Annotated in this window: 9 protein-coding genes; all 9 read left to right on the forward strand. The window is 69.2% G+C overall.

Features of this window, described 5'->3' with window-relative positions; translation table 11 throughout:
* Positions 1-3: 3 nt before the first annotated feature.
* The 9 genes from epsG to ASF77_RS11545 all read left to right on the forward strand — a co-directional run bounded on the left by epsG (position 4) and on the right by ASF77_RS11545 (position 11,191).
* Positions 4-885, forward strand: a complete 882-nt coding sequence (gene epsG, locus ASF77_RS11505) for a chain length determinant protein tyrosine kinase EpsG (RefSeq protein ID WP_056339180.1) — start codon at positions 4-6, stop codon at positions 883-885.
* On the forward strand, positions 886-1,917 hold the full coding sequence (xrtB, locus tag ASF77_RS11510; protein WP_082493729.1) for an exosortase B: 1,032 nt from the start codon (positions 886-888) through the stop codon (positions 1,915-1,917).
* Positions 1,914-2,657, forward strand: a complete 744-nt coding sequence (epsI, locus tag ASF77_RS11515) for an exosortase-associated protein EpsI, B-type (RefSeq protein ID WP_056339181.1) — start codon at positions 1,914-1,916, stop codon at positions 2,655-2,657. Before xrtB ends, epsI begins: the two co-directional genes overlap by 4 nt.
* 12 nt (positions 2,658-2,669) lie before the next feature.
* Positions 2,670-4,175, forward strand: a complete 1,506-nt coding sequence (locus tag ASF77_RS11520; RefSeq protein ID WP_056339183.1) for an O-antigen ligase — start codon at positions 2,670-2,672, stop codon at positions 4,173-4,175.
* Between the two features lie 10 nt (positions 4,176-4,185).
* Positions 4,186-5,673: an oligosaccharide flippase family protein gene (locus tag ASF77_RS11525; RefSeq protein ID WP_056339185.1), complete on the forward strand. Its 1,488-nt coding sequence runs from the start codon at positions 4,186-4,188 to the stop codon at positions 5,671-5,673.
* An 8-nt stretch (positions 5,674-5,681) separates the two neighbouring features.
* The gene (locus ASF77_RS11530; RefSeq protein ID WP_056339187.1) at positions 5,682-6,899 is read left to right on the forward strand and encodes a glycosyltransferase family 4 protein; all 1,218 of its coding nucleotides are present in this window, start codon (positions 5,682-5,684) and stop codon (positions 6,897-6,899) included.
* A complete protein-coding gene (locus tag ASF77_RS11535) occupies positions 6,889-7,665 on the forward strand; it encodes a glycosyltransferase family 2 protein (RefSeq protein WP_082493730.1) in 777 nt (258 codons plus the stop codon). Before ASF77_RS11530 ends, ASF77_RS11535 begins: the two co-directional genes overlap by 11 nt.
* A gap of 272 nt (positions 7,666-7,937) precedes the next feature.
* Entirely contained in the window at positions 7,938-10,175 is a 2,238-nt protein-coding gene (locus ASF77_RS11540; protein ID WP_056339189.1) for a DUF4962 domain-containing protein, read from the forward strand.
* A gap of 116 nt (positions 10,176-10,291) precedes the next feature.
* The gene (locus ASF77_RS11545; protein WP_082493731.1) at positions 10,292-11,191 is read left to right on the forward strand and encodes a beta-1,6-N-acetylglucosaminyltransferase; all 900 of its coding nucleotides are present in this window, start codon (positions 10,292-10,294) and stop codon (positions 11,189-11,191) included.
* Positions 11,192-11,216 lie beyond the last annotated feature (25 nt).

Below are 11,216 nucleotides of genomic sequence, written 5' to 3' on the forward strand. Positions count from 1 at the left end.
CCGATGAATTCACCGATCCTGTCGCCCCTGCCTGCCGGCGCCGACGCCGCCGACGTCGCCTATTCGCGCATGGGCATGCTCCTGGTCGAAGCCGGCAAGCTCACCCTCGACGACGCCGAGCGCGTGCTGCGCATGCACCGCGACCTCGGCATCCGCTACGGCGAGGCGGCCCTGCGCCTGGGGCTGGTGGGCGAGGACGACATCCGCCAGGCGCTGGCCCGGCAATTCGCCTATCCCTACGTGCTGCCGGGGCAGGCCGGCTACTCGGCGCGGCTGGTCGCCGCCTACGAGCCGTTTTCGCCCCAGGTCGAGGCCCTGCGCGCGATCCGCAGCCAGCTGATGCTGCGCTGGTTCGCACGCGGACGGCGCGCGCTGGCCGTGGTCGGCGCCGACCCCGAGGATGGGGCGGCCCTGTTCGCCGCCAACCTGGCGGTGGTCTTGTCCCAGCTCGGCGAGCAGACCCTGCTGGTCGACGCCAACCTGCGCACGCCGCACCAGCACGACATCTTCGGACTGAAGCCGCGCCAGGGCCTGTCCGACCTGCTGGCCGGCCGCACCGGGCTCGAGGTGGTCGTGCGCGTGCCTGATTTCGTCGACCTGTCGGTGCTGCCCGCCGGCACCCTGCCGCCGAATCCCCAGGAACTGCTCAGCCGGGACGCCTTCCACCTGCTGCATACCCACCTGGAAAGCCGTTACGACATCCTGCTTTACGACCTGGCCCCGTTCGGCGCCGGCGCGGACGCGCTGGCCGCGGCGCGGCAGGCCGGGGGCGTGCTGCTGGCCACGCGCAAGGATCATACGCGGGTGGCCGACGTGGCGAAGATGGCCGAACACCTGGTCGAGGCGGGAGCCGAGCTGGTCGGCGCCGTCATGATGGAGTTCTGAATGGCCGGGGAAACACGTTCCGGCGTCACGCTGTCCGGCCCGTCGGGCGGGAGTCGTGCGGCCGGCTCCGACGCGGAAGCCGCACGCAGCGTTGCGGGCGATGGCAAGCCGCGTGGCGCCCGGGACGGCACTCGGGCGCGCTCGCTCTTGGCCGCCACCCGCGTGGCATTGAAAGACGCCGCGCCCGACTGGTGGCCGGTCTGGCTCGGCCTGGCCGTGCTGTTCCTGCCTACTTTTATCGACCTGTTCGGCGGCGCCTGGATCGGCGAGGAGCAGGGGCATGGCCCGATGATCTTCGGCCTGGCCTTGTGGCTGATTTATCGGAAGTGGCCGCAGGTGAGGGCGCTGGCGCCGGCCACGTCGGCACTGGGCTGGCCGGTGCTGGCTGCCGGCCTGCTGCTGCATCTGATGGGACGCACCCAGCACATCCTGATGTTCGAGATCGGCGCCATCCTGCTGGTGATGACGGCCGTGCTGCTGGTCAAGCGCGGCGCGCGTGCCTTGCGCGTGCTGTGGTTTCCCTTCTTCTTCATGCTGTTCATGGTGCCGCTGCCAAGCGAATTCGTCGCGGCCGTGACCATGCCGATGAAGATGGCGGTGTCCTGGGCCACCGAGCAGATCCTGTTCGCGGCCGGCTATCCGGTGGCGCGCTCGGGCGTCATCCTGCAGATCGGCCAGTACCAGCTGCTGGTGGCCGACGCCTGCGCCGGCCTGCAGACCTTGCTCACGCTCGAGGCGCTCGGCCTGTTCTACCTGAACCTGATGCGCCACCCGTCGGCGCTGCGCAACGTCGGGCTGGCAATCCTGATCATCCCGATCTCGTTCTCGGCCAATGTCGTCCGCGTGATCGTGCTGACGCTTGTCACCTATTACCTGGGGGACGCTGCCGGCCAGGGCTTCTTGCACGGTTTCGCAGGCATGGTGCTGTTTCTGACGGCGCTGGCCCTGATCCTGGCGGTCGACTCCAGCCTGCAGTGGATCGTGCGCCGGCGCGCCGCGCAGTCCGGCCAGACGCGGGAGCGGGGGGCATGAAGCGCGCCTCCGTCTCCAGCCTGCTGCTGGGCCTGGCCATGGCCGCGGCCTCGGCGCTGACGCTGTTGCTGACATCTGCGCTGACGCCTTCGCCCAAGGCGGCCGCGGCCCAGGCGGCCTTCAGCCTGGAAGCGATGATCCCGGCGCAGTTCGGCGCCTGGCGCATCGATCCGCACATCGTCCCGCTCACGCCGAATCCGGAGCAGCAGGGCGTGCTCGAGAAGATCTACGACCAGACCCTGTCGCGCACCTATGTCGACGGCGAGGGGCGGCGCATCATGCTGTCGATCGCCTATGGCGGCGACCAGAGCAAGGCGCTGCAGCTGCACCTGCCCGAGGTGTGCTACGTGGCCCAGGGCTTCGAGCTGGTGGGCGAGGGCAGCGACCGCCTCGCCACGCGCTACGGCGTGCTGCCGGTGCAGCGGCTGGTGGCGCGCCAGCAGGAGCGCAACGAGCCGATCACCTACTGGATCACGATCGGCGAACACGCGACCCGCTCCGGCATCGAACAGAAACTGCGGCGCCTGGCCTATGGCCTGTCCGGCGAGATCCCGGACGGCATGCTGGTGCGGGTGTCGAGCCTCGCGAACGACGAACGCGCCGCCTGGCGCGTGCAGGACGGCTTCATCGGCGAGCTGCTCGCCGCCCTGGGCGGCGCCGACCGCGTCCGCTTAGTTGGCAGCGGCATCGGCAGCGGCATCGGCAGCGGTGCAGGCACCCGCAGCGCCCTGAAGCCGTGATCGGCAGCCGTCATGCTCGACAACCTCGTCCAGTACGTCTTTACCTCGCTGCCCTTCGTCGTCGTGGTGCTGCTGGCGCTGGCCGGGGTGCTGGCCGCCGGCGTCGGCATGGTGTGGCCGCGCCTGCTCGTCTATCCCTACCTGTGCGCCTTCTTCTGGATTACGTCGACCAATTACGGCAGCCTGGCCGTGTTCGTCACGCCCGGCGTGTATAGCCGCGGTTCCGGGCTGCTGCTGTTTCCGCTCGTGCTGTGGGTCATGCTGGGCATCTGGTTCTGCGCGCGCGTGGCCGCGATCTTCCGCCGCGACGCCGCGCCCGAGTGCAACCTGCGGCCCTGGTTCTGGGGCTGGACGGCGCTGCTGGCCGCCCACCTGGGCGCGGCCGTGTTGGCAGGCATCCCGCCGAAGGAGGCGCTGGCGCCCTCGGGCTTTTCGAACATCGTCTGGATGGGGCCGCTCGTCGCGGCGCTGCTGCTGGCCTTCCGCACGCGCGAGGACGCGGTCGAGCTGGGCCGCTTCATCATGCTCGCCGGCCTGGCGCGCGCCCTGTACGGCCTGGGCCGCTGGGCCGCCTTTGGCGGCGACCCGAACAATGTGTATGCGAACATGAACGCGATCCGCATCCGCCTGACCTTCTTCGACATCAACGACAGCCTGGTGTGCATGATGGCCTGCGCGATCGCCGCCGTGACCCTGTTCGGGTCGCAGCCGGCCGCGCTGGCGCCTGCTGCCAGGCCGGGGTCTTCGTTCAAGCCGGCGCCGGCACGCCAGCCGGTCTGGCGCGCCCTGGCCTGGCTGACCCTGCTGGCGACGGCGGCCTGCATCGTGCTGTCCTTCCGGCGCAGCGCCTGGATCGGCTTCATGCTCGGCTGCGGCGTCGTGCTGCTGCGCTTTCCGCCCCGGCGCCGGGTACAGCTGGCGCTGGCGGCCCTGCCCCTGGTCGGCGCCGCGCTCGGCTATGCCGCCCTGCGCCGGTTGGGGCAGGCGCAGGGCAGCGGGGGACTGGCCAGCCTGTTCTACGACATGCAGTCGCGCCGCTTCGGCCCCGAAAGCGAGCGCGTGCTGGAGCTGAAGCTGGTGCTGGCCGACATCCTGGCGCGGCCCTTCACCGGCATCGGCGCCTGGGGCCGCTACACGGGCTACCAGCAGATTTCCTGGCAGGCCAATCCGGACGGCGGCTTGTTCGTGCACAGCGGCGTGCTGCATATCGCCCTCAAGAGCGGCCTGCCGGGCATCGCGCTTCTGGCCGGCACGGTCTGGGCCTTCGTGCTGGTGGCGCGCCGGGCCCTGCGCAGCCTGCCGCCCGAGTTGCTGGGCCTGGGTACGGCCGGCGTCGCAGCGGTCGCCTTCATGATTCCCGACATCCTGATCGGTACGCCTTTCCCCCAGGTGCGCACGACGCAGATGCTGGCGGTGGCGCTGGCGCTGCCGTATGTGGCGCTGGCGGCAAGCAGCGTCCCCGCGGCCGCCAGGCGCAGCCTGCACGTGCGCCTGCGTCCCGCCGAGGCGCCGGCATGAGGAGGCCGGCATGAACCTGCGCCTGCTGCGCAACGCCTGGTCGAACCTGCTCGGCGCCGCCGTGCCGGCCCTGGCGGCGCTCGCGACCGTGCCGCTGGTGGTCGCCGGGCTGGGCGAAGCCGGCTACGGGCTGTACGCGCTGGTGACGGCCATCGTCGGCTACTTCGCGGTGATCGACATCAACGTCACTGCCGGCTCGGTCAAATACATCGCTGGCCAGCATGCGCGCGGCGAACATGAGCGGGTGGCCGAGACCCTGTGCTTCGGCCTGGTCGTCTACCTGCTGGTCGGGGCGGCCGGGGCGGTGGCGATCTACGTCTGCGCCGAGCTGCTCGTCACCCGCGTGTTCGCCGTAGCGCCGGCACTGGTCAGCGAGGCGGTCGACTGCCTGCGCCTGGCCGCGCTTGGCTTCCTGTTCGGCCAGCTGCAAAGCTACCTCAACAGCGTGCCCCAGGGGCTGATGCGCTTCGACGTCTCCGGGCTGATCGAGATGGTGTTCGGCACCCTGGTGCCCTTGTCGACGGTGGCCGTGCTGCTGCTGGGGCAGGGGCTGTTCGAGGTGATTGCGCTGCGCGTACTCGCCAGCCTTCTGCATTGCGGCGTGCTCTGGCTGGGCGTGCGGCGCCTGCTGCCCGATCTGCGCTGGCGCTGGCCCGGACGCAGCCTGCGCCGCGACATCCTCGGCTTCTCAAGCTGGTCTTTCCTGTCGCGCTTCGCGGCGCTGTCGTATGCACATGCGGACAAGCTCGTCATCGGCGCCCTGGTCGGCGTCACCGGCCTGGCCTATTTCACGGTGGCGGCGACCCTGGCCAACCGCGTGCTCGGGCTGAGCTTTCGCCTGTCCGGCATCTTCTTTCCTGCGGCCAGCGCGCTGGCGGCGGGCGGCGAACTGGCGCGCCTGGATCGCGCCTATCTGAAGGCGACGCGCTACGTCGTCTACCTGAACGCTTCGATGCTGGTGCTGCTGGCCGTGTTCGCCTATCCGCTGCTGACGCTCTGGATCGGGCCCGATTTCGCGCGCCAGGGCGCGGCCGTGCTGGCCCTGACGGCCTCCTCGCAATTCGTCGATTCGCTGACCAGCCTGCCGACGCTGGTGAACGACGGCATGGGCCATCCGCGCCTGTCCGGGCTGTTCGCGGTGGCGCGCGCGCTGGCCGGGCTGGGCTGCGTAGCCGCGGGGGTGGCCGGCTGGGGCATCGTCGGCGCGGCCTGGGGCCACCTGCTGGCCGCGAGCGTGTTCACGCTGGCCTTCCTGGCCGTGGTGCATGGCCGCACCGTGCCGACGCGGCTCGGGCGGCTGTGTGCGCATGCCTATTTGCCGGGCATGGGGGCAGCTGCCGCGGCAGCGGCGGTGGCGCTGGCCGTCGGGCTGGCTCACTTCGTGCTGATCCTCGGCATGACAGTGGCCTTGCTGGCCGTGCTGGGCATGGCCGTCGTCGTCCTGCCGCAAGACCGGCGCTGGGCCTGGGCGCGCGTCAAGGCGCTGGCGGGCGGCTAGGAGGAGCGATGCGCATCCTGCTCGTCTCCGAAGACTTGCCCGGCGCGCAAATCGGCGGGCTCGGCAAGCACGTGGTCACGCTCGGCAACGCGCTGCTGGCGCAGGGCCACACGGTGCGCATCCTGGGACGCAAGGATCGTGAGCACAGCGGCGGGCCGGGCGCTGCGGCGCAGATCGGTTTCCACGGCCGCTTCGAGCCCGGCTTCGATTTTGCCCATCCGGGCTGGAAGGAAAAGCAGCTGGGCGTGTTCAATCCTCTGAAACGCCCTTACTTCGCGCGCAAGGTCGCTGCCGCCATTGGCCGCCATGCCGCCGGTTTCGACGCCGTGCACTACCACGGCCACCTGCCGCTAATCGGCGTCTACGTCGACCCGGCCATCAATTTAGTGCAGACCCGCCACGACCAGGGCAGCGAATGCCTGGTGCACCTGCGCTTTCGCGAGGGCGCCGTGTGCACCACGCGCGCCGCGCGCGACTGCGCGGCCTGCATCCGGCACGATGCCGGCGCGCTGCGCCGCGCTGTCACCGGCCTGGCGGTGGACGGCTACCGCCGCGCCAGCGCCCAGGCCTTTGCCGCGCACAAGACCGTGTTCGTGTCCGATTTCCTGCGCCGCCAGTTCCTGCGCGCGGTGCCGGGCGCCGACCTGGGGCGCTGCCGCGTGATCCCGAATTTCGTCGACTACGCCATGCTGCGCCAGGTGGCGCGCGTGGCGCCGCCGCCCAGGCCGGGGCAGGTGGCCCTGGTCGGGCGCGTCGACGCCGGCAAGGGCTTCGGCGAATTCCTGGCCTCCGCCAGCCGGGTGCCGCCGCATGCCCGCATCGCGATCGCCGGCGACGGCCCGGAACGCGCCGCGCTCGAAGCACGCTACGGCGGGGCGCAGGTGCGCTTTCTCGGCTGGCAAAGCTATCCGGCGGCGCTGGCGCTGGCGGCCGGCAGCCATGCCTGCGTCGTACCCTCGGTGTGCGAGGAGGCCTGCAGCACCACGGTGCTCGAGGCGCTGGCGCTGGGTAAACCGGTGCTCGCCCTGGCGCGCGGCGGCACGCCGGAGCTGGCCAGCTACCAGCAATATCCGGGGCAGTTGCAACTGGCGGCCGGCATGCCGGAACTGGTCGAGCGCCTGTGGCGCATCCTGGAACAGGCGCCGCGGCACACGGCGCCCGCTCTCCGTTTCGGCGCCGACGCCGCCGCCATCCTCTCCCGTCTGGTGGACTTGTATGCCGAATGAACCGCGCTTTTCGATCGTCACCTGCACCTGGAACAGTGCCGCCACGCTGGGCGACACGCTGGCCTCGCTGGATCGGCAAACCTGGCGCGACTTCGAACACGTGTTCGTCGACGGCGGCTCGACCGACGCCACCCTGGATCTGCTGGAGGCTTGTGCGGGGCCCAAGCGCATCCTGCGCGGCGTCGACGGCGGGATCAGCCGCGCCATGAACGCGGGCATCGAAGCCGCGCGCGGCGCCATCGTCGCCCACCTGCACGCAGACGATTACTATGCCGGCCCCGCCGTACTGGCCCAGGTCGCGGACTGCTTCGAGGCGACCGGCGCCGCTTGGGTGATCGGCAACATCCAGACCCTGCGCGGCGAGCGTCTGGCGCCGCCGTACCCGATGCGGCCCTTCAGCTACCGGGCCTATGCGGCGGGCAGCGTGACGATCCCGCATCCGGCCGTCTTCGTACGGCGTGAATGGTTCGAGCGGGTCGGCGCCTTCGATCCAGGGCTGCGCTACGCGATGGACATCGATCTCTGGCTGCGCCTGGCGCGGCGCACGCCGCCGGTTCAGCTCGACGCGACCCTGGCCGTGTTCCGCGAACATGCCGGCAGCGTTTCGTCGAACAACCGGATATGCGCGCGCGAAGAGGAATTCCGGGTGCGCCGGCGCTACGTGCGGTATGCGCCGCTTGCCTTTGCCGTCTATTGCATGCGTTATCTCAAGCGCATGCGGGCGCTGCGCGCGACCCCCGATGGCGGCCTGGAAACGGCCGCTTGACGCTTTGTCTTTGTGAACAACACACAGCCGTTACATGTGTGGAATGCACGTCAAATAACTGTGTTGCTTTGGCGCTAGATTTCTGTGGTGCAATCCAAAAAATTGATGAGTTTGGGAAAAAAGTTGCCGTTGTTCAATTTCTTACTGCGGTAACATCAATTTGTTTCGAACGGCGCAGTCTGCTTCCACACTTGGTTTCTACGCCGCTCCCACGCAGTCCGCAGGCCCTCCAGCCTGCCCGAAACTCATCCATCGTACTCGGAGCATCACCCATGAAATCCCATCTTCGGGGCCTGATCCAGGCCCTCGCCCTGGCATCGCTGTGCGCGGTTTCGCTCAATGCGCATGCGGACTGGGCACAGGCAACCGACCCGCTGATCGTCCAGCCGGGGCCGGCGGGCGGCGCCATCCAGGCGCAGAATCCGCCGGGCTTTACCTGGGCGCGCCACCCGACCGGGCCGGCCTCCTACGACATCGAAATCACGCCCGCCGGCGGCGCGCCGATCGTCGCCGTCGTCGAGCGCAACTGGTACCTGCCGACCAAGGCGCTGCCGCTCGGTAACTACACCTGGCGCGTGCGTCCGAGCGGCGGCAGCGACTGGTCACAAGCGCGCAGCTTCTCGCTGACGACGCGCTCGACCGTCTTCGAGGTGCCCGACAACGCCACCCTGCGCTCGCGCATCGCGAACAAGGCCCGCCCGCGCGCCTTGCCGCCCTCGTTCACGCTGTACTCGACCTGGAACGCGGCCAAGAAAGCCGAGCTCGATCCCTACGTCAGCCGCATGACCAACGAGATCAAGCTGCAGATCAACGCCTTGCCGGTGCTGAGCGACGCGCGCTGGCCGATCACGATCGCCACCCCGCTGACGGCCGCCATGGCTTCGCAGCAGACCGACATCCGCCAGCGCATCAACGAAGCGAGCCGCCAGCTCGAAGCGGCGGCCGTGATGTGGCGCATGAAGCGCGATCCGCTGTTCCTGAACGAAGCGCTCAGAAAAGGCGACCAGCTGGCCAGCCTCGACCCGAAGGGCCCGACCAGCTATGTCAACCAGGATCAGGCGACGCGCCAGATCTCGGTCTCGCTGATCAAGGCGATCGATTCGCTGGCCGGAGACCTCGACGTCACGCGCAAGGCGCGCTGGCTGGAGACGGTGCGCGTACGCACCGAGGAAATCTACCGCAACCTGGCAGGCGACAATGGCCGCCTCGACCAGTATCCCTTCGACTCGCACGGCAACACGAGCCTGGTGTTCCTGGTGCTGATTTCCTTGCTGTCGCTGGGGGACATCCCGGAAGCGCAGAAGTGGTTCGATTTCTCCTTCCGTGCCTACGCCAACGCGCCGTCGCCCTGGGCCGGCCCGGAAGGCGGCTTCGCCAACGGCACGGCCTATGCCGAATACGCGGCGGGCTACCTGGTGCAGCTGTGGGATCCGCTCACCCAGGCGACCGGCGTGAATTTCTACGCCAAGCCATGGGCGCTCGGCTTCCTCGATTTCGCCACCCAGTTCACGCCGCCGGGCTCGAAGATCCACGCCTTTGGCGACGGCTCGGAAACGAAACCGGATACCCGCGTCTTCCACGCCTTCGGTTCGCGCATGGTCTCGCCGCGCGCGGCCTGGTATGTCTCGAAGCTGGGCGGCACCGAAGACACGCTGTCGCTGCTGCAGGCGCCATACCCGATGCCGGTGGCCGACACCAAGACCCTGTCGCCGCCATCGTCGAGCGCCTACTACCCGAGCATCGGCTGGGTGTCGATGCACAGCGATATCGGCCTGTCCTCGCGCAGCTCGCTGTTCTTCAAGTCCAGTCCCTACGGCTCGTTCAACCATAGCCATGGCGACCAGAACGGCCTGCTGCTGTCGGTGGCGGGGCAACCGCTGCTGGTGAAAGCAGGCTGGTACGACTGGTACGGTTCGCCTTACTGGACGGACTGGTATCACCAGACCCGTTCGCAGAATGCGATCACCTTCGACGGCGGCAAGGGCCAGCTGGTGACCGGCTACCGCGAGCAGCTGCAGCGCAACGGCAAGATCATCGGCTTTGCCGCCCAGCCGAGCTACGACTTCGCCGAAGGCGATGCGACCGCGGCCTACGGTGGCCAGCTGACCATGGCCAAGCGCCAGGTCTGGCACCTGCGTAATGCCAGCAACGCGATCCTGGTGCGCGACCGCCTGGCGGCCACCGTGCCGCATACCTACGAGTTCAACCTGCACGCCCCGGTGGCGATGACGGTGGAAAGCCCGAGCGCGGTGAAGATCGCGATCAACGGCCAGTCGGTGTGCGTGCGCTCGCTCAACAGCAACGCGACCTTTGCCCAGTGGATCGGGCCGGGCGCCAAGACCAACGTGGTCGAGGATCACGGCGCCTTCTACCTGCCGAACGACGGCAAGTCGGTGGCTGAATTTCTGGTGCTGCTCGACGTCGGCTGCAAGCGTCCGGCGGTGCAGGTGAGCACCTCCGGCACGGTGCGTACCGTCACTGTCGCGGGGCAAAGTGTCACGCTGAACTGAACGTAGCTGGGCTTATATCCCACGCTATAGTCGGTGTGCCCGCACCGCGAACGTCCCCGCGGCCTGTGCTGCGGGGACGTTTTTTTTGCGTCAGTCGGCTCCCCAAGGAGAAGGCGATGAAACAGGTCTTCCTGATCCACGCGCACCAGGATCTGGCCCAGCTCAACGCGCTGCTGTCCCGGCTCGCCGATCCCGACTTCGTCCTGTATGTCCACCTCGACCGCAAATGGCGGGTCGACCCGGCCCGGGTGGATGCACGAGCGCGCCAGGTGCTGCCGCGCCTGGACGTGCGCTGGGGCGCCTACAGCCAGGTCGCGGCCACGCTGGCCTCGCTGCGCCATGTGCTGGCGCACGAGTCCGCCTTCGACAAATTGACCTTCCTGTCGGGCCAGGACTATCCGGTGCTGTCCAACGGAGCGCTCAAGGCGGCGCTGGCAGCGCTCCGCGAGCGCGAACTGATCGACGCCGTGCCGATCGGGCCGGAGGGCTGGCCGGCGGGTTATCGCTACCAGTATTTTTACCGCGAGGGCGGCACGCTGCCGCTGCGCCTGGCCTGCGCGCTGGCCAACCGCGCCCTGCGCCTGGCCGGGCGCACCCGTTCCTTTCCCGCCGGCCTGCGCCCGTATGGCGGCGCGACCTGGTGGTCGCTGTCGCGGCCTTGCCTGCACGAACTACTGGTGCGCGTCGACCTGCATCCCGCGCTGGCGCGCTTCTTTCGCAGCGTGCTCTGTCCCGACGAGCTGTTCTTCCAGACCCTGATCATGGCTTCGCCCTTCGCAGGGCGCGTCGCGGGCAATTACCGCTACGTGCAATGGCCGGCCGGCGGAGCGCGCAATCCGCAGATCCTGGTGGAAGACGACTTCGGGCGCATCCTGGCCTCGGGTGCGCATTTCTGCCGCAAGCTCGACGGCAGCACGAGCGCGGGCCTGCGCGCGCGCCTGGATGCCTGGGCCGGCGAGGGCGCTGGGAGCGTGAACGAAGGATTACAACACCCGACGACGCCCGTTCGTCCTTGATCGGCCTCAAACGCGCGCCCCGCGC

Source organism: Massilia sp. Leaf139 (assembly GCF_001424165.1).
In the GTDB taxonomy this organism is placed as follows: domain Bacteria; phylum Pseudomonadota; class Gammaproteobacteria; order Burkholderiales; family Burkholderiaceae_D; genus Telluria.

Coding starts and splice junctions, on each gene's coding strand:
- epsG (WP_056339180.1), top strand. CDS start 4: ATGAATTCACCGATCCTGTCGCCCCTGCCTGCCGGCGCCGACGCCGCC.
- xrtB (WP_082493729.1), top strand. CDS start 886: ATGGCCGGGGAAACACGTTCCGGCGTCACGCTGTCCGGCCCGTCGGGC.
- epsI (WP_056339181.1), top strand. CDS start 1,914: ATGAAGCGCGCCTCCGTCTCCAGCCTGCTGCTGGGCCTGGCCATGGCC.
- ASF77_RS11520 (WP_056339183.1), top strand. CDS start 2,670: ATGCTCGACAACCTCGTCCAGTACGTCTTTACCTCGCTGCCCTTCGTC.
- ASF77_RS11525 (WP_056339185.1), top strand. CDS start 4,186: ATGAACCTGCGCCTGCTGCGCAACGCCTGGTCGAACCTGCTCGGCGCC.
- ASF77_RS11530 (WP_056339187.1), top strand. CDS start 5,682: ATGCGCATCCTGCTCGTCTCCGAAGACTTGCCCGGCGCGCAAATCGGC.
- ASF77_RS11535 (WP_082493730.1), top strand. CDS start 6,889: ATGCCGAATGAACCGCGCTTTTCGATCGTCACCTGCACCTGGAACAGT.
- ASF77_RS11540 (WP_056339189.1), top strand. CDS start 7,938: ATGAAATCCCATCTTCGGGGCCTGATCCAGGCCCTCGCCCTGGCATCG.
- ASF77_RS11545 (WP_082493731.1), top strand. CDS start 10,292: ATGAAACAGGTCTTCCTGATCCACGCGCACCAGGATCTGGCCCAGCTC.